At 47.3% G+C, this 19451-nt stretch carries 17 protein-coding genes; 8 read left to right on the forward strand and 9 right to left on the reverse strand.

Translation table 11 applies throughout. The annotated features are described in order from the left end of the window. Positions 1-102: 102 nt before the first annotated feature. Both QZT80_RS18530 and QZT80_RS18535 read right to left on the reverse strand, forming a co-directional pair. Complete coding sequence (locus QZT80_RS18530; protein ID WP_295125450.1) at positions 103-1098, reverse strand: FecR family protein; 996 nt, start codon at positions 1096-1098, stop codon at positions 103-105. Between the two features lie 88 nt (positions 1099-1186). Continuing rightward, positions 1187-1783, reverse strand: a complete 597-nt coding sequence (locus tag QZT80_RS18535; RefSeq protein WP_295125453.1) for an RNA polymerase sigma-70 factor — start codon at positions 1781-1783, stop codon at positions 1187-1189. Positions 1784-2039: 256 nt separating this feature from the next. Between QZT80_RS18535 and QZT80_RS18540 the strand changes: the two genes are divergently transcribed. The 3 genes from QZT80_RS18540 (at position 2040) to QZT80_RS18550 (ending at position 4511) form a co-directional block, all read left to right on the forward strand. Then, positions 2040-2219 (forward strand): hypothetical protein, encoded by a 180-nt coding sequence (locus QZT80_RS18540; RefSeq protein ID WP_295125456.1) that lies wholly within the window; start codon positions 2040-2042, stop codon positions 2217-2219. Between the two features lie 73 nt (positions 2220-2292). After that, positions 2293-2907, forward strand: coding sequence for a phosphatase PAP2 family protein (locus QZT80_RS18545; RefSeq protein WP_295125459.1), 615 nt, complete (start codon positions 2293-2295; stop codon positions 2905-2907). Positions 2908-2912: 5 nt separating this feature from the next. Beyond that, positions 2913-4511 carry a glycosyltransferase family 39 protein gene (locus tag QZT80_RS18550; RefSeq protein WP_295125462.1) on the forward strand — a complete coding sequence of 533 codons (1599 nt, stop codon included), beginning with the start codon at positions 2913-2915 and terminating at the stop codon, positions 4509-4511. A 101-nt stretch (positions 4512-4612) separates the two neighbouring features. Here the strand turns inward: QZT80_RS18550 and QZT80_RS18555 are convergent, their stop codons facing one another. The 3 genes from QZT80_RS18555 to QZT80_RS18565 are packed head-to-tail and all read right to left on the reverse strand — an operon-like array spanning position 4613 to position 10936. Next, positions 4613-6157, reverse strand: coding sequence for a DUF5689 domain-containing protein (locus QZT80_RS18555; RefSeq protein ID WP_295125465.1), 1545 nt, complete (start codon positions 6155-6157; stop codon positions 4613-4615). Between the two features lie 19 nt (positions 6158-6176). After that, entirely contained in the window at positions 6177-7685 is a 1509-nt protein-coding gene (locus QZT80_RS18560; protein ID WP_295125467.1) for a SusD/RagB family nutrient-binding outer membrane lipoprotein, read from the reverse strand. An 11-nt stretch (positions 7686-7696) separates the two neighbouring features. Further along, on the reverse strand, positions 7697-10936 hold the full coding sequence (locus QZT80_RS18565) for a SusC/RagA family TonB-linked outer membrane protein (RefSeq protein ID WP_295125470.1): 3240 nt from the start codon (positions 10934-10936) through the stop codon (positions 7697-7699). A gap of 289 nt (positions 10937-11225) precedes the next feature. Here QZT80_RS18565 and QZT80_RS18570 point away from each other — a divergent pair, with 289 nt between their 5' ends. Then, positions 11226-12416, forward strand: coding sequence for a multiheme c-type cytochrome (locus tag QZT80_RS18570; protein ID WP_295125473.1), 1191 nt, complete (start codon positions 11226-11228; stop codon positions 12414-12416). 391 nt (positions 12417-12807) lie between these two features. After that, entirely contained in the window at positions 12808-13569 is a 762-nt protein-coding gene (locus QZT80_RS18575) for a hypothetical protein (protein ID WP_295125476.1), read from the forward strand. 10 nt (positions 13570-13579) lie between these two features. On the opposite strand, the gene QZT80_RS18580 is transcribed toward QZT80_RS18575, so the two are convergent. Then, on the reverse strand, positions 13580-14362 hold the full coding sequence (locus QZT80_RS18580) for an alpha/beta hydrolase (protein WP_295125479.1): 783 nt from the start codon (positions 14360-14362) through the stop codon (positions 13580-13582). Between the two features lie 238 nt (positions 14363-14600). Here QZT80_RS18580 and QZT80_RS18585 point away from each other — a divergent pair, with 238 nt between their 5' ends. After that, positions 14601-15320: an SDR family oxidoreductase gene (locus tag QZT80_RS18585; protein ID WP_295125482.1), complete on the forward strand. Its 720-nt coding sequence runs from the start codon at positions 14601-14603 to the stop codon at positions 15318-15320. A gap of 469 nt (positions 15321-15789) precedes the next feature. On the opposite strand, the gene QZT80_RS18590 is transcribed toward QZT80_RS18585, so the two are convergent. Next, on the reverse strand, positions 15790-16257 hold the full coding sequence (locus QZT80_RS18590) for a Panacea domain-containing protein (RefSeq protein ID WP_295125484.1): 468 nt from the start codon (positions 16255-16257) through the stop codon (positions 15790-15792). A 369-nt stretch (positions 16258-16626) separates the two neighbouring features. Here QZT80_RS18590 and QZT80_RS18595 point away from each other — a divergent pair, with 369 nt between their 5' ends. Further along, the gene (locus QZT80_RS18595) at positions 16627-17106 is read left to right on the forward strand and encodes a hypothetical protein (RefSeq protein ID WP_295125487.1); all 480 of its coding nucleotides are present in this window, start codon (positions 16627-16629) and stop codon (positions 17104-17106) included. A 273-nt stretch (positions 17107-17379) separates the two neighbouring features. Continuing rightward, entirely contained in the window at positions 17380-17508 is a 129-nt protein-coding gene (locus QZT80_RS18600; RefSeq protein ID WP_295125489.1) for a hypothetical protein, read from the forward strand. Positions 17509-17518: 10 nt separating this feature from the next. Here QZT80_RS18600 and QZT80_RS18605 read toward each other — a convergent pair whose 3' ends face one another. Both QZT80_RS18605 and QZT80_RS18610 read right to left on the reverse strand, forming a co-directional pair. Then, entirely contained in the window at positions 17519-18208 is a 690-nt protein-coding gene (locus QZT80_RS18605; RefSeq protein WP_295125492.1) for a DUF2461 domain-containing protein, read from the reverse strand. 33 nt (positions 18209-18241) lie between these two features. After that, positions 18242-19174: a DUF2314 domain-containing protein gene (locus tag QZT80_RS18610; RefSeq protein ID WP_295125495.1), complete on the reverse strand. Its 933-nt coding sequence runs from the start codon at positions 19172-19174 to the stop codon at positions 18242-18244. Positions 19175-19451: the final 277 nt, after the last annotated feature.

Below are 19451 nucleotides of genomic sequence, written 5' to 3' on the forward strand. Positions count from 1 at the left end.
ACATAACGGGTAAGAGAAAAAATACATTTGCTCCTGCTTGCGGTCCAATGCTGGCGGGAGCATTTTTTTTGTGGTAGCGTTAGTTCATTCTCTGTTTTTTGGTTAATGAATAATGATATTACGATCGTTCACCGTGTACTTAAAGTTGCTGCCGGCGGCCAGTAGCTGAAGATTCCTCTCCAGTCCGGCACTGCCGAACAGGGTTACCGTAATTTTCTCACTGGCTTTACGGGTGGTACCAAAGCTGATCTTCACATCGTACCAGCGTTCCAGGTCGAGCGCCACTTCCTGTAAGGTTTTGTTATTAAATACGAGTCTTCCCCTTTTCCAACCCTCCACATCTGCAACTTCTACTTTGGCAAGTTCGGTATGGTTACCTGCCGGCTCCCAGGTAACCTGGCGACCGGGTGTTAGTACGGCCAGTTGTGTTAAAGTATTGCCCTGCTTATGGTCCACTCTCACTTTGCCGGTTGCCACCGCTACCGAAAGCGGCACGCCTCCGAAGGCGCTTATTTTAAAAGAAGTCCCTAATACGGTTGTTTGTATATCGCCTGTGTGTACTACAAATGGCTTTTCGCTATTTTCCGCGATCTCGAAAAAGGCCTCCCCATCCAGGAACACATCCCTGGTTGCCGATTTAAAAGCTTCGGGATATTGCAGCGAACTGCCTGCGCCCAGGTGTACTACCGATCCGTCTGTAAGCTGAATGGTGGCCCTTTGCCCGGCTGGGTTCTGCTTTGCTACCATTGCCAGTGTGGCGCTCACAGGGCGTTGTTGCAGCTGGTAAATGGTAAAACTGCCTGCCCCTATCAATACCGCTGCCCAAACGGCCGCCTGCTTCCAAACGCGCATGCGTTTTACTTTTGTTACCGGCGCCCCCATACGTGCGTGCATTTCGTTCAACCACAACGCCTTTTGCGCTGCCTCCACGTCGCTACTTTCCTCCATATCTGCATCCAGGCGCGCGGTGAGTAGTGCGTCCAGCACATCGCTGCTACCGGGCAGCTGTAACCAGGCTGCTACCTGCTGCTGCTCTTCCGGCGTGCATTGATGATCGAGATATTTAAGTAGTAGTGCTTTATTTACAGGATTTGCCATGTGTTATCAGTATGCAGGCAAACTGATGCCTGCTACTATATAAAGGCCATAAAAAAGAAGGAAGGGCTAATGCAAATGAAAATAATTTTTACCCGAGCATACAGCATAGTAAAATAAGGGTGCTGATGTCTGCATAATCTTTAAGATGATCACGAAAATGAGAAAGGGAAGCTTTGATATGGTTCTTGACTGTAAAGGGCGAGAGGTTCATTTCTTTCGCTATTTCGGCATGCGAAAGATTGTTATGACGACTGAGAATAAATACTTTCTGACGCTGGCTGCTCAACTGATCGAGCTGCTGCTGGTAAGCATTGTTAAGTTCATTGCAGGCAACGCGGCTACCTGCTTCATAGGCGCCGGTAGTTAACTGCTCTTCGATATGTTCTAAAGGAATGGTGCGCCCCTGCCGCCGGGTAACGATCTTTATAACGGCATTTTTCATGGCGCGAAACAGGTAAGATGCAAACTGGATGTCGGCCGGTAACTGTTCTCTTTTTTCCCATACCCATAACATCAGGTCCATCATGGCCTCCTCGGCGCGCGCTTCGTCTGATGTGTATTTAAGGGCGTAGTGGTAAAGCTTGCCGGAATAACGGTTAAATAATACATCAAAGGCTTTGGTATTGCCCTTTCTGCATTCGTCGAGTAATAAATCATCTGGTAATTCCGGTAACGTTATTCCCATAGCTTGGCCACCTTTTTCCGCACACAAACATAACTGCAAAAATTAACCGGGAATATTAAGGAACCATTAAGTTTACATGAACAAAAGTTACCGTGTAACTAACACCCCACCACCGCGAAGGCAATTCCACAATAGTTATAGTACTGCCTGCTCTGTTCACACCTAAAAATAAATTAAGGTTAATTATCTCTCCGCCCGCCCCCTGGCTCGCTCAAAAGCATACCGAAACTGGTACAATTGCTGTGCTAACCTGTAAATGATGCAACACCTCAACTGGCCTATTATTATCGCAGTAATCGCGATGGCACTCGCTTTGATGATATTCCTGGCAATCAGGAACAAACGCGACAAGAAGGAATTATTACCACCAGACACTACAGAAGACCCTGTTGCGGAAGCGCGTAAGCTGCATGAGAACCGCGACGACTCATTGTAACGATTTGTTCATGTTCCGGTAACGATTAGGCAACCTGCCATCAGGAACTTTAATCAACCTATAACTTTTGCACATGACATGGATGGACTGGCTTCAGAAGATCGATGAGTCGCTCTTTATTACTATTCACTATAACGGCACCAGTGAACTGGCAGACCCGGTAATGTTACTGCTGCGCAATGCACTTACCTGGGTACCGCTTTATGCATTTGTTTTATACTTTGTGATCAAATACAGGCCTAATAAAGCGGTGGCATTTCTTATCGGCACGCTCATCTGTTTCGCTATTGCCGACTATGGCAGCGCCAGTGTATTTAAACCTTTGTTCCAGCGCCTGCGCCCTTGTCATAACGAAGACCTGGTTCCCTTTTTACGCAATCTTATTGGCTGCGGCGGACAATACGGTTTCCCTTCTTCGCATGCTTCTAATCATTTTGCGATGGCCGCATTTTGGTTTTGGGTGATGCGTTACATGGGTATCAAAAGCATTTACTGGAACTGGGTATGGATATGGGCGGTGCTGATCGGTTATGCGCAGGTGTACGTTGGCAAACATTATCCGTTAGACATACTGGCCGGTGCCGCTTTCGGCATATTGACCGGCTTTATCGTATTCCGCCTGTTTACCTGGTGGGATAAATCGGGCCTCCGTTTACACAAACGGAACCAGTTCGATACTGTATCTTAGTACCTATGGAAAGCACTTCTTTCGATAAATTTTATCCCTGGTTTATTGCAGCTATCATTGCCAGCCTTATCCCAGGTCTCTTTACACCGCTCATGGAGCCGGATGCGGCCTTGTATGCAGGTATATCCAAACAGATCGTGTTACGGAACGACTGGATCAATTTGTACGCAAATGGTGCCAACTGGCTGGATAAACCTCACCTCCCCTTCTGGCTGGGCGCGGCAAGCTTCTCTGTTTTCGGCATCAACGCATTTGCCTGGAAACTGCCTGCATTTATTTGCTGGCTCATCGGCGCTATTTATACATTTAAGTTCGCACGCCATTTCTACGGGCAACATGCAGGCAAAGTATCGGCCCTTATTTATCTCTGCGCTTTACATGCGGTGATCAGCAGTAACGATGTACGTGCCGAACCTTATTTAACCTTGTTCCTGATAGCAGCTTCTTACCATTTGGTGAAAGCGATGCAACAGGGCATCCATATAATACCGGCGGCCCTGTTCACGGCCTTTGCATTAATGACCAAAGGCCCCTTCGTCCTTATTCCGCTTGGAGCAGGCATGTTTTTACACTGGGCCATGACCGGCAACTGGCGTCAACTCTATAATCCGCGCTGGTACCTGTGGTTATTACTCACCGCTATTTTCACCTCCCCTGAAATCATCTGCCTTTATTTACAGTTTGATGCGAAACCCGAACAGTTAGTATTCGGGCAACAGGGCGTTTCAGGCATTCGTTTTTTTCTGTGGGACAGCCAGTTCGGACGTTTCTTTAACACCGGCCCCATTAAGGGAAAGGGCGACCCTACCTTCTTCCTGCATACCCTGTTATGGGCCTTTTTACCCTGGAGCCTGTTGTTTTACGCCGCACTTTTCCAGCGTTTGCGCAAAATAAAGGAAGGGGTTGAATGGATTACCCTGGGCGCAGGTTTACTCACACTCATCGTATTCTCTTTATCACGTTTCCAGTTACCTCATTACCTCAATATCCTGTTCCCTTATTTTGCCATTATGCTGGCCGCCTGGTTGCAGGGATTACAGAAAGAAGGATTGAGAACTGCTACGATCATACAGCGCGTAGTAGCCATGATCATGATCGTACTGGCGGCAGGTATTGATATATTGTTCCGCGGACCAGGCTGGTGGGCCTACCTGGCCGTTGCCGGAGCAGCTGTAATTGTATGGTCGCTGCGGCGCGGCACCCGCAACATTGTGCTCGTAAGCGCCACGGGCAGTATTGCATTAGCCATCTTTCTGAATGTATTTTTTTATCCGCACCTGTTACAATACCAAGGTGGCACAACGGCTGCCAGATGGCTTAACCGGCAGCACATACAGGAGCCGGTATATCCTTACCGCATCACGTCTTACAGCTTAGACTTTTATTATAAAGGAAGGGTGAAATGGGAAGGCCAGGGCCAGCTGTTATACACGGCGCGTAAGGGCAAAACGGCCCTGGACTCAGCAGGTATCCCCTATAACATCATTAGAACAATTCCCTCCTACAAGGTTACCCGCCTCGACGGCAAGTTCGTAAACGCGTCTACCAGGAATAAAAGCCTGGATACCGCCTGGTTAATACGCACGGCGGCTATAGTCCCATAAACTTTTAAGAGCCGTTGAGCGGTATACTTTAACAATATCTATCCCATAAAAAAAGGGCGCATCCCTTTTGGATACGCCCTTACTTATTCACAGCTTAAATCTTAGAACTTCAGTTGGGTAGCAGTGGAGTCCTGGATGTTAGCTGCTACAGTAGCAGTGTCCATCAGGTAGTTCATCTGCGTTCTTGCTTTTGTCCACCTGCCGAGGCTAAGTGTGTACTCACCACCGAGTACATAAAAGTACCCCAGGTCGGCGGTGTTGTATGACAGGAACAGGGTGTTGGTACCTGCCCTGTAGTACGGCTGACTTGCCAGGGTGATCGGGTTCAGCACATCGTACCAGTCGTTATTGGTGATACGGTAACCATATTCGGGGCTTGCCTGGAAGAGGCTACCGCCACCGCTGATGAAGATCACGTCTACGGGTTTGGTATCTTTAGTAACGGTAGTACCTTCAAACACCGCTACACCAGTGGCGTTACCGCTGTTAGCGAACCATCCGCCGGTTTTGGCGCCAAAACCTTCGCCAGCAAGGTTCACGTAATCGTATGCCCTTATCCAGTTAGATTCGGCTATGCTCTTAGAGTTAGCACCGTTAATACGTTTACCGGTACCGCCCACATAGAAGTAAGTACCCTGTTTGGCTAAACCAGATGTCATATTGATTTTATACGTACGCATGTTGCCCGTGGCCCAGCCCTGAGTAGGGAAACCGGTAGGGTTAGACGCGCCGGCGTTGTTGGTTGTTACGATGGAGAATGGCGTTACGGAGAAGTCGATATCCCTTGTTGCCATCATCTGCACATACTCGTAGTTACCATCACCACCTTTTACGTCGGTCGCAATACCAGTGATCAGGATCGACTGGATCTCGATTTCGGAGCTAAGTATGCGGTAATCGCTGCTTTTGCAGAAACGGAACTCAGGACGTTGTTTTCCGTCAGCACCGATTTTATTGAACATGATACCGTAGTAGTTCGCCATTACGGGCAGCACACTGTCGGCAAATTGCGCACCGGCTTCGGTGTGCAGGGTGATGTTACCGAAACCATCGTTTAGCTTCCATTCACCTTTAAACTGGTCGGTTTTAGCGGGCAGTGGATTAAAACCGCCTTTTACGATAACCGCCTGCACGCTTTCGTAACGGTCGGGGAACTGCAACATCAGGTTGCTGTTTACCCTATAGATGGGAATAGGCTTATTGGACGCTACTTTCTTAATATCAGCCGGTGTAACACCAGTGATCTGAAGAATACCATCGATCCTTGTGAGTGTTTTTCCTTCTACTGAAATAACAACAGAGTCGCCAGGGAAATAGGTATCGGCAGCAGCACCGATTTGCAGGGAAATACCGCGGATAAGCCCAAGACGGCGGTTATCCTGTACTACCAACAGTCCTGCAGGCAGGTTACCACCAGAGTGATCGGATACTACCAGGCCCGCAATATAGGTGGCACCGGCCATGTTTGCTTCAGTAAGCACTACATCCTTCCCTTTGTATATATCTCTTAAATCGAGCATAGAGATATAGTCGGACAATACGCCGCCCGGGTAAGTTTTGTCTTCTTCGCACGACCATACACCTACAGCCATCAGGACTAAGAAGCAGGAATATTTTATAAAATTGTTCATTACGTTAGATTTCATGTTTAATGATTAGGACCGCTTATTTTTTCTGCCACCACACTTCTGTGAAAATTTCATCCGGACCCTGATTAGCCACTGCCAGTTTATAGTTGGTTGGGTTGGTCGACTGTACATACACAGGGTAGTTCAGCCTTGCAGGCATTACACCATTGTTAGCCAGGCCAACACCTTTAGGTAAGGTTGGGTGACCCGTACGACGGTATTCGAACCACTGCTGCAAGTCGCACATGAACAGCGCATAATATTTCTGCAAGTGAATCCTTTCCATTTTCTCTTCCAGGCTCAGGCTCTCATCCCAGTTGATGTCTGCCGCTACCAGGTAAGCCTGGATATCGTTCACCCATGTTGGCATCCATTGCTGTATGCTGGCCAGTGCGCCCGCATTGTAATGTGTTTGTGCATTACCGCTGATGAAACCTTTCACCACCGCTTCTGCCAGCATAAACTTCACTTCCGCGCAGTTCAGTATCATACCCAGTTCTTCCGTTTGCATAGAACGTTTGGAGGTATTAGAGTAGAAGTAAGATTGTTTAGGCGTGCCGGTACCAGGAGAATAACCGCTGGGAACGCCTTTGAAACCCTGGCTTCCCTGTGCAATAGCCCACCTGTTAATACCGTCGGCACCGAGCGAAATATTCATACGGGGATCGCTCCATACCATCAGGTTATCGATGAAGAAACTACCAATGGCCGGCGACCTGAAATCCTGTTCCCTTACTGCGGTTACATATGGATTTGCATAAGGCGCTGCGCCAGTCCATCTTAATATCGCAGATTCAGCGATAGTAGAGATGATCGGGTAAGTACCGGTTTTCGTTTCTGCGATCTCTTTAATTTTCTTTATCACCGTATCGGCCACTTCCGCTTTACCAGAAAGGCGCATGAGCTGCCTCAGGTACAGGGAGTTACCGAACTTACGCCAGCTAAGGGCAACACCTCCGAAAACCGGGTCGGTATTGTCTACGTTCGGCGCGCCCGACAACAGGCTATTCGCTTTTTCGAGGTTGGCGAAGATAGAAAAGTACACTTCTTTCTGTGTATTGAATGCCGGCTCAAAATTCAGGGTATCCTTTCCTTTATTGGAATCGGTGAAAGGAATGTCGCCATAAGTATCGGTGAGCAGGGAATATACGTACGACTGGCAGATCAGGGAAATACCCTGGTAAGTTTTGCTGAACGTCAGCGGCTGGCTGGCCACGCTGTACATGTCCTTAAAGTTCGTCAGCTGCAGGTACCAGTTGTTGTAGCTGTAATCAGCCCAGGTCCTGTTAAAATCGTAACGAAACACCTTTCCTTCAGCATCGTTCTGGTCTACCGTTACCTGCATCAGCTCATTATTGAAGTTACGGTTACGCACCATGTTGGTGGTAAGCGTGCTTACAAGCGCCGTAGGCAACAGCTGTTCTGGCAGTGCGATAGGTGAAGTATTAGGATTGGTGTTAATAGCAGTAAAATCTTTTGTGCAGGAAGACAGCATGGTGCCGGAAAGCAGTGCTACGCCTGTAATAATATTGATAAACTTCTTCATGATCGTGCTGATTAAAGTCCAATTATCAGGTTAAAACCAAATGAGCGGGTAGATGGGAACTGGGCAATTTCAAAGCCCTGGATGATATCTGTACCGCTGATCGTACCAAATTCGGGATCGAATATGGGCCATGGCGACCAGATAGCCAGGTTACGTCCATACACCCCTACTGATGCACGCTGCAGACCGATCTTTTTCATCATGGCAGGTTTGAAGGTATAATCGATCCTTGCTTCCCTGAATTTGATAAAGTCGGTGCTGAAAGTGCTGCCTTCTGCGTTATCGGCGCCAAAGTGCGAGCGGTAGTAACCATCAATATCAGTTGCAGTTACATTGTTTGGAATGTATTTGCCATCAGCCTGTTGAATAACACCTTTACCAATGATACCATTGTAACGGCCAGGCAGTGTATTCACCGTTTTACCCTGTTCTGCCAGCTTGTAGTGCGACAATGAATGTGCTACACCACCCCACTGGGCGTCGAACAGCAGGTTCAAACGGAATTGTTTGTAACTGAAATCGTTGGTCCAGCCCAGCTTACCTTTAGGAATGGTGTTGCCAAGGTATACTACGTTATCAGCCAGTTTAGCAAAACCAGTAGACTCGTCATATACGATCTGTCCGTCAGGCGATCTCATATAACCGTTACCATACATATCGCCCATGCTACCGCCAACGCGCGCTACGATCTGGGCACCGGATACAGGGCCGTTTCTCAGTACGATATTGGTATCGGGCAGTTCTACGATTTTGTTACGGTTAGCGGAGAATACGATGTTGGTATTCCATTTAAAGTCTTTTGTTGATACCGGTGTGCCGTTCAGCGCTATCTCAACGCCACTGTTACGAACTTTACCTGCGTTGAAGTAAGCAGAAGAGTAACCGGAAGCGCGGTCAAGCACACGGGTAAGGATCTGATCTTTTGTATTACCGCTATAAACTGCCAGGTCCAAACCAATGCGCTTTTTGAAGAGCTGAACATTCATACCAGCTTCAAATGTGGTAGTCCTCAGTGGTTTTAACTCATCGTTAGGCAATACAGTTGGGTTAGACAGGCCACCGGTAAAACCTGTAGGCGCATCGTAACCGTAAGAGGTCATGTATGGAGTGGTAGTACCGCTACCCACAGAAGCTGCAGACAAACGCACCTTCGCAAAATCGATCACATCAGGCAGTTTGGTTAGCTCAGAAAGAATAACCGAGGTACTCATTGAGTTATAGAAGAAGCCGGAGTTACCCAGGCGTGAAGGCAATGCAAGTACACTGTTCCAGTCCTGACGGCCGGTAAGGTCTACGAAGAGGTAATCTTTATACGAAAATGTAAAGAGGCCGTAGAAGCTGTTAAGCGCATATTGTGATTTATAAGGCAGGCTTACCAGCGGACCTTTGGCATTCGCCATGGAATAGATACCTGGTATCTTAAGGGAGTCTGCACGAAGTTCATCCTTATTATAGAGGTTTTTCAACTGGCTGCCACCTATCATTGCACTGATATCGATATCGTTTCTGAACTTCTTGTTATACCTTAACATGAAGTCGGTGCTAAGCTCGCGCGAATAAATATTCTGTGTACGAAAGCTACCTTTAGGCAATTTAGAACCCGCATCGAACGGGCGCTCCTGCGCACGCTGCTCATTACTGAGGTCCATGGAAGACCTGATCATCAGGCTCAGTTCATTGCTGAATTTATAAGTAGCCTGTATGTTGCCGGTTACATTGTGACGGTTAGTACGGTTAATAAAGCTATGGGCAATAGCGTATGGGTTTTCAGGGAACGAACTGAATGGATACTTGATCAGCTGACCTTCTGAACCATTTACCCAATAGTTTCTCAGCCAGTTAAGGTCTGCATTCGGCTGCCAGAAAATGAACCAGTACATAATAGACTGGTTACCGTAACCGCTGCCAGGAAGGTTATCGCTCTTCTTGATCGTGTAGTTAACTTTAGTATTAACCTGCAGTTTCTCATTGATCCTGGAGTTAGTAGATATAGCGAAAGAGTTACGGTCATAACCCGTGTTAGGCATGATCCAGTCATTCTTCACATTGGTTGCAGAGAAACGTGCAGATGTTTTATCGCCGCTCGCGTCTACAGACACTGTGTTGGTAAGTGTTTTACCTGTTTCGAAATAATTCTGGATACCGTTTTTGTACGGCACCCATGGCGTACGCTCCGTGCTTCTTGTTTGCGTCTTAGGATCGTACTGGTAAAACGACTGTCCGTCGAATTTAGGGCCGTAGGCAGAGCTGGTGCCGCTGGTAGAGGAACCGTCTTCGGAAGTACCATAGGAATAATAGTTGGCGCCACCAGTACCCTGGCCGTACTCGTACTGAAGTTCTGGCCAGCGGTTAATATCTTCCATAGAGCCGTTAGAGGTAAACGTAACCCCTATGCCTCTTTTATTTTTAGTTACACCAGATTTTGTAGTGATGATCAAAGCACCGTTGGCACCACGCTGACCGTACAAGGCGGAAGCAGCCGGGCCTTTCAGTACCGTTACAGATTCAATATCTTCCGGATTGATGTCGTTCAAACCACTACCATAGTCAGCAGGCATGTTATCACTGCTGGTACCGTAAGCAGCTTCGCCCGCAATAGCCGTACGCCGCGCACTGCCCTGGTTAATTACCACTCCATCTACCACTACCAGCGCTTCATTATCACCGGTAAGGTTATTTTCGCCGCGGAGAATTACTTTGATAGAGCCGGTGGGGCCGCCATTAGACCTAACGAGGTTAAGGCCGGCCACCTTGCCAGACAAGGCATCCAGCCAGTTATTGGAGATCGCATTGGTGAGCTGCTCGTTTTTTACAACCGTAGCGGCATAACCCAGCGCTTTTTCTTCACGTTTGATACCAAGCGCTGTTACCACTACTTCACCCAGCGCTTTCTGATCTTCTTTCAACGATATGTTCACCCGTTGCGTTTCTTTAATCGTTACTTCCCTGGTTATAAAACCGAGGTAAGAAAACACCAGCACACCACCACCGGGAGGAAGCGTAATAAGATAGTTACCGTTCTTATCGCTGGTAGTACCCTTTGTACTATTCTTAGGGTGTACACTTACACCAAAGAGCGCCTCGCCCTTATCGTCCGTTATTTTACCACGCACCACTACTTCCTCTGCCTGCGTAATGGCAAAAACCGAGGCCGGGTGATTGATAACGGGGGGAGTAAATGCTGTTCGTCCGGTCGCCATGCTGGTTGCGCATATTTGCAGCCCGGTGATAAATAGTAAAAAGTGTTTCATCAACAATTATTGTTTATGTAATAATTCTCTATAAAAAAAGTCAGAATGAAATGACGTGTATTCTACGCTTATGTTGGTCCTATTTTTCAGGGCGCTAAAGTAGAAGTGCTATGTTAAGGCCGCGTTAAGGGAAGGTTAAAGAAACGTGAACAATAGTGCTGAGATGTACGGTTGCAGCGGATATACATTAATACAGTTGAATATATATGCGTTGGCGTTAAACTTCCCGCGGGTTAATTCTTCGGCATCTATGCAATGAATTTTGTATATTAAAGTATAATTCCACTTTTTGAATAAAAGACAACTCATTATCTGTAGCGCTATCATTTGCGCCCTGGTTATTCTTTCCCGGTGCATCAGCAAACAACCGGCAGGCGGCGATATGCGGGGACCGCAATATGCCGCCGCGAACAGCTGCGAAAGCTGCCACAAGGCGATTTACGATTCCTATCAGTCTACCGCGCATGCCCATACTTCGGGCTTAGCCAACGCGCAAACAGTAAAGGGTACACTTACCGCACCCGCCAATCGCTTTGTATTTGGTAATGGCACTGAGGTGGTGATGGAACAACAAGACGGCCGCCTGTACCAGGCTGCCTATTCGAACGGCGCATTACAACAAAAACAGGCATTTGATATAGCAGTAGGTTCGGGCAGGAAGGCCCAAACGTTCCTATACTGGCAGGCAGGGAAATACATGCAGCTGCCCATTTCCTGGTTTGTACCGGCCAACAGCTGGGCGAACAGCCCGGGTTTCCCGGCCGATCATCCGAAGTTCGACCGGGCGATACCCAGCACCTGTTTCGGTTGCCACAGTTCTATGGTCGGTATCAAATCGGTATCGGCGCAGGGGTTAGAGATGCAGGAGGAATTTGAGCAGAACAAACTGGTAGCAGGTATCGACTGTCAGCGTTGCCATGGCCCGGCTGCCGATCATGTGAATTATCAAACAGAACATCCGCAGGAAAAAACAGCGCATTTCATGGCGAAGATCGGTGCCCTTAATACCCAGCAGCAGATCGACATGTGCGCGGTATGTCACTCGGGCCTCAAACCCATGTTAAAACCCGCCTCCGAATTTAAACCCGGCGATGCGCTTGCCGACTTCGTAATGCCAACAGCCCCCTTCCCTACTTCGCGCATCGACGTACATGGCAACCAGCTTCAATTGCTCGCTGCCAGCAAATGTTTTACCGGCAGTAAACAAATGACCTGCTCCAGTTGCCACAGTCCACATAAAACAGAACGGGAGAACATGCAGGTATTTTCTCAGCGCTGCATGAGCTGCCACATGGCAGGCAGCCCTAACTTCTGCACCTTAAAAACAGTGCCGGCTGCCACGTTACAACAAAACTGCATCGACTGCCACATGCCGGCCACCCCATCCAGCGCTATCACGCTTTTGACTAACGGGAAGCAAAGTCCAACGCCCGATTCGATACGTACGCATTGGATAAAGGTGTATAAAGAGGTGAAGTAACATGGCACCGGTCCAACATATGCAAAAAATGCTATCGATATAAAATCATTATATCAAACATTTACCCCGCATTATGGATATTTTTTGCTACTTTAAAGCAGCATTCCACCATATTGGCCGGTCGGGATAAACACAGGTTCCCCATTCGCAGCAGGCAACTTCGGTTTAAGCTATCGCTTTATTACTGGCCAACAACACCTGATCCCAACCTGTTTAATATGAAAAAGATCAATATAGTGGTCTGCTTTACACCGGAACGCCTTTCAATACTTCGTCATAAAAAAATCATTACCACCGGCAGCCGCTCAGGAACATACTCGTTTGCGCGGCCATGCTGTTAGTGCTGGCAAAGTATTTTACATCGTACCGTTTGCGTTCAAACTAAATTAACATGAATCTTTCCAACAAATACATGCGCGGCCTGTCGCTTTCACTGGTACTCCTTGCCGCATGCGCTCCACAGGCGGGCGAACCAGCAAACGATATCATGCAGGTGAACATCCGCGACTATTATATGCCTGACGATAGCCTGGTATCGGGCAAAGTATTCTGCTATGCCGACAACTCCGGTGAGATCAGCAAGTATACCAAATACCAGTTATTCACCTTGGCCGATACCATCCGGCAAATCAGAAGTTACGACAGTGCCGGCCGGCAAACCAGCCTTGAAAGCGTACGTTATGTTACGGGTGGATTTCAACAGATCAATGGGTACACACTCACGGGAGATAACCTTACAGATACCATTTATATCACGTACGGCAAAGAGATCGTGCCCTGGTTACAACCATTAACGAGCGACAGCTCCACTTACAATTTCACTGCATCCACCCAACTCTATGGCGCTCCTGCAAAGTTTACCACATTGGGGCATGTGGAATACATAACCGACCATTCGATAACCAGGCCTTATAGTCCCGGCAACTGCATTATGGTCGTTCATATCTCCAAAATTGAACTGGGTATACCGGGGCCTGACGGCAATAAACAAGGTACAGTTATCGTAAAACATGTACTTGCCAAAGGCAAAGGTGAGGTATTCAGCACCACAGAAGGTGGCCTGACCGCCAGCGAAACGCATCGCCTGGTGAAAGTTATTAGTGTGCGCGAATTTGAGGCTATGTTTCACCACGCATTTGTAAGCACGAAATAGGTTACACCAGCTATTTCTGAAGGTAGTCCACAATTAACGCTGTTACCAATGCACGTAAGCTCTCATCCTGCTTCTCCGCACAAATTTCACCAATGTAATCGCCGTGCCCGGAAGGCAATATCGCGAGCCTTGCACCAGGCAACAGGCGTGATAAGGTTACCGCGTGTTCGGTAGTTGCCACGTCTTTATCGCCACTAATCACCAGCACAGGCGACTGTATTCCTTTAATCAGTGCATCGGGAATATCTTTAAAACCTTTCATCCTTTCCACATCTCTGTCGAACATAGTTTGCAGGCCCTTAGGATCGTTGTTGGCCTTCAAATAAGCCTCGGCCAGGGGTTTAGGCATCCATTCCAGTTTAGCGCCTTCAAAGCCATCGAAAAAGCCTTTTATGACGCCTGCACGGTTGTAGATGGCAGATGCTACCACCAGTTTATCTGCCATCTGCGGATGGCGTATACCGAATTGTAAGGTGGTAGTACCTCCGTTGCTGAAGCCCATTACCGATGCCTTACCGATGTTCAGGTGCTTAAGTAATGCCGCCACATCGTCCGCATCCTGCTCAAAACTTAAAGGAGTACCCCTGTCTTTCGTATGGCCATGCGCCTGTAACTCCACCGCTATCACTTTAAAATGTTTGGCCAGCACGGGCAATATCCGGCCGTAATTGCTTTCTATGGTGGAACCACCGCCATGTAATAATACCAGCGGCTGACCGCTGCCATGCAATTCGTAGTAGATATCCAGGCCGTTTATTTTAGCATAGTGGCCGGCAGAGGGTTGTGCGTTCATATCGAGGTTTGTTATCAGCAAAAAGATAATTATTAAAAGGCGATACATAAGTGGGAATATTGATGATGATGCAAATTTATTGCCTGCCCGGTTGATACAACGGGGGTTAAAGCGGCAATATAAGGGGCAATTACGTCACCGGCATCATAATCCACAGTTCAACCGCAGTATCTGACAATCCGGCTGTAAAATGTTGCCCGTCACGCCGTACATGCTAATTTAAATGCAAATATCCTTTATGAATCAAAGAGTTATTCTTATTACAGGTGCCAATCGTGGATTAGGCCTGGAAACCGCCAGGCAGCTTGCCGCGCAGGGTCATATTATTTACATCGGTAGCAGGGATGCCCGTAAGGGCAAGATGGCCGCCGGTACTTTAAAAGACCATGCCGTTACCTCGCTGCAAATCGATTTGACCGACCCCGGCACCTTTCCTGCCGCCGCCTCGTACATCGAAGGGCAACACGGCCGGCTGGACGTGCTGATCAACAATGCCGGCGTGATGCTGGACGAAGACATCATGGCCGATTCCACCCACAATGTAAAACCTGGTATTTTAAAACAATCGTTCCTTACCAATTTCTTCGGCACGGTAGAACTCACCAATTACCTGCTGCCCCTGCTCATGAAAAGCGTCGCCCCGCGTATCGTTAATTTATCGTCGAACGTTGGCTCGCTTACCATGCACTCCAACCGTGCCCCGCTGATGAAGACCTTCGCCTACAACAGCAGTAAAACGGCCTTAAACGCCTATACCGTTCACCTGGCCAACGCCTATGCCGATACGCCGTTAAAGGTAAATTCCGCCCACCCGGGATGGCTTAAAACAGATATGGGTACGGAGTATGCACCCATGGAAGTATCTGAGGGCGTGGAAACCATTTCATGGCTGGCCACTTTGCCCGACGATGGCCCTAGTGGTGGCTTCTTCCACAAGCAGGAAAAGATCGACTGGTAGATGTGTAAAGCCTTGCAGGCCGGTGGCCTGCGAGGCTTCTGTTTCCAGCCGAAACTTTACAAAGCAAGAGTACTATTTGCTGCATGTAAATTCTCCCGTTAGCGGAAACAAATTCCTCAATATTATGATCATCATACCGATCACATTAAAGGAAGTTGTGGTTAACAATGTTATCAAAACAGCATCAGACAAATTCAGGTCTAAGAGATTATCATTAAAGAATAAAATACAAACCACCGATGCGAACCAGAGAAATATTATTAGCACAAAATAATAGGCCAGGTGCTTTCGGAGTAAAGTATCTATATCAAACCTTTTTATCATGGAATGGGTTAAACGATCATCCATAACAACATTTCTACCTCGACCCACTAAAACACTTCCAATTAAAGGATCAAGAATTTTCTCCCGCTTCCGAAATTCGGTTCAGGTTGGTTAACTTATCAATGGACATATAATCAGGGTTAACTTAATTTGCAGGAACTTTTTCCATGTGCCCCCTATAGAACGCATACAGATCGTCATCAGGAATTGTGAGATTATAACCCGCGCGATACACCTTCTCATAAGGAGTGTTTTCCTGACCAGTGATTGCATTTAAGTACGCACCATCATACCTACCGTACTTGTTCCAGATTACATCCAGGAATTTCTTGTCGAGGTCTGCTATTTTGTTATTTCCTACAGCATTAGGCAGCACCCCTGTTATATATTTTTTTCCATATTCTGCCAAGCTGTTAAACAATGATGGAAACACCGGACCAAAATCCCAGGCGGCAGGATGCTCGTCAGTTAATTTCTCCGTTTTTTCGGTGAGTGCCAGATACCAGCCATAAGCAATGTAGGTTAACTGAACAACTTTCATCGGCGTAAGACTACCCACCCTGGCATATTTCGATATGAAATAATTGGCTACAGTTGTTGGATTGTAAGGCATGTATTACTATCGTTTTAACGAAAATAGTATTTTTTTTGATTGTACTTTTTGCGTGAAATCGCATGCTGTATATACACCGCTTCGGCAACTTTTATTTTTCCACAATCCATATTTCAGACGATATTCTTTACCTTTCTTTTTACAAAAAAACGCATACCACTTATGAAAATAAACGACATCACATTGCCGGCCTTTCGATCACAATACTGCTTTTACCCGGAGAGCCGGGGCAACATGCCGCACCAGGGCTATCGCTCCGATTCCCCTGTAGGACTGTAAGGGCACGCAATACGGAATAAATTAACAGATGATATAGCCCCATCTGCCAGGAAAAAACTACCTTCCCGGCTCAAACCATTTTTTGATTACATGAGAAAGTACGGAATCATGGCAGCCACCGGGCTATTTTTTTTATCGTTAGCCGCCTGCAAAAGCACAAAAACAACCAGTGGAAAACCTGGCCAGTTACTCACCCACATGTCGGTACCACGGTCTACCCCTACAGGTAACCCCGTAATACTGCACTTCACGGTGTATAATCCTACCAAAAGCGAATTAAGCTTCTGCAAATGGCATACGCCGTTTGAAGGTTTCATGAGCACTTTCCTGGACATTAAAGCAGCCAATGGCCAGCCGGCAGACTATCGCGGCGCAATGGCCAAACGCATTATGCCGCCGCCACCGGAGTCTTATATTAAGGTGCCTGCGAAAGACAGTGTTAGTGTAGACATCGACATTACCAGGGGCTACAACCTCGCTGCTCCCGGACTATACACCGGCACTTACCAGGGCAGCGGTATGAGCGGATTAGAGAAGGCAAATACGATCACATTTACGATCTCTAAATAATCGGACCAATAAAAAAATCAAAGGCCCCGTCTTCGTTAAGACGGGGCCTTTGATTTTTACATAACATACTATAATACAATTAGTTGACAGGCAACTATCACAAACAGGCATTCCCCCTTACGATTTAACTGTGTAAGCCATGCCAATTATTGTACATTTGGATAGAATGATGGCTAAACAGACGATATAGACGAACAAACTGTCGGAAAGGCACCCTCAGTATTAACACGCCGGCCCGGCTAATAAGTTTTTACCCCGATAAACTTGCAGCGCATGAAAATATTAATTTTACTGATCTTGTTACTGGTGCTGTTAACCTGCCACCAGGCATTTATCAATGGTGGAGCGTTACCATCCTCTACATCCGACGTAAGCAGGATGTTACAGTACCTCTGCCGTTAACAGACTCAAGTTACTCCCCGTTCGCGTTCGTGGTAAGCACCCCGCTCATATAATCAAAAAACGGACGCATGGCTCTAAACGTTTTGTCGGCCTCCTCCAGGAAGGTAGGGCTTAACACCTGTTCATCGGTAAAATTACGGACAAGTAAAAACTGCTTGTAACGCAACAAATCGATGGCTTCATGATCGTTGGGAAAGCCTTTGGGGGCGGTTTTCAACTGTTCGCCACGCAGCGATGTAAAGTAGGACACAAATGTTTTGTTCGCCAGTATTTTCCGCAAGGGCGAGGCATCAAAGGCAATATCGTCACGCACCAGCTTAAGATCTTCGGGCACAGGACCAAAGAAACCACCGGCCACAAAGCTATTCCCTTCTTCAATGTGGAAGTAGTAACCACCGCGCCGCTGTTGGGTAGCACGTTTAAAGCTGCCGCTCCAATGGGTTTTATACGGCGTTTTATCGTTAGAAAAACGGGTGTCGCGGTAAATGCGGTAAATACTTTTTTTGCCGGATGCCGTTTCTATGAGATCGTGCCCGCTCAGCTTGTGCAATAATGCATCTGCAAAATCTTCCACCAGTTTTAATTCCTGCAGGTACTGGTCTTTATGATTATTAAACCAGTCGCGGTTATTATTTTTACCGAGCTTCGCCAGGAAATCGAACCCCGACCGATGTATTTGCTGTTGTTCCTTTTTGGCCATTTCCGTTATTATTGACGGCAAATATACGGCATGTTAGTTCTCCAGCAGCGGCACAATATGTTCCCACCCTACCTGTTTCGCAAAATCAAGCGCCGACTTACCATTGGCGGCCTTTACGTTTTTATCTGCCTTGAACTGTAATAATATTTCCACGATGCTTTTGTTACCAGCAATGGTTTCGCGATGCAGCAACGTATACCCGGCCTCGTCCTGGTTCGTAATTTCCGCGGGGTACTCCTGCAGGAACTTTACAAAACTTTCCTTCATATTGATACTCATCGGATGTTCTATCAGATTATCCGGGTTCTCATCCTGCCTGGCGGCCACTTCAATGTTGTTAAAGTCGCCGAAATCGAGTCCCCACGCTTCATCATGTTCGCGGCGTTCCTCTTCAGACATGGCGGCGCGTAAAGCATGTATCGTAAACCCGCCATAAGTCTTATCCTGACTGGCAAATAACCAGTCGCTGATCTGGCTTAAAGGCACACGTATAAAATCGCCCTTCTTCACATTCGTAATATCACCCGGATCGTTGATAAGCGTACCACTCACCTGCTCGCCATCAAACTCCACATCATTGATCCACATATGTTCCACTTTAGGTTCCTGCCGGCCGGGTGCATATTGCATGAAGGCCACCTTTACACAGGCCAGGTCCAGTCCCGGTACTATCCTGCGGGCTTCCCACGACACCTCCCTCCAAAAGTATTTAAACGTATCCTGCGCTTTCTCGAAAGCATCAATCATTTCCGGGTTATCGGCTGCTGAATAAAAAACGTTGCTCTGTGCCATCGGTGTATTATTAGTAATTACTAAGGGTTCAGTTATTTTTTCGTCCGTGCAAATTAAGCAATTATTGCTATCCGAAAGCAGCACCTCCTTCGTTTCCGGCAGTTCCTCCGGTTGCCCGTCCACATCAGCCAGTACCAGTGCATTGTACCCACTGTTCTGCAACGTAAAACGCACTCCGAAGGTTGTGTATATACACTACTTATGGGCTGCTGATGCGTCACTGGTGGTTAGTTATCCTGATAGAATCCTTATATTACTTCCCGGTAAGTTCGTGTTGACAGTTATGTAACTGTATGGCAGGACCGTTCTGTCTGCACTGATACTTATATGAAGAAACTTCACAATAGTTATTTTTTCACCCTGCATAATTACTGCAGTGAGCCACTGGCGCGGAAAATAAAGGAATAAGCTACACAATACGGGCACTACCGTGGCGTTATAAAGCACATTG

The sequence above is a fragment of the uncultured Chitinophaga sp. genome (genome assembly GCF_902168175.1).
Taxonomy (GTDB): domain Bacteria; phylum Bacteroidota; class Bacteroidia; order Chitinophagales; family Chitinophagaceae; genus Chitinophaga.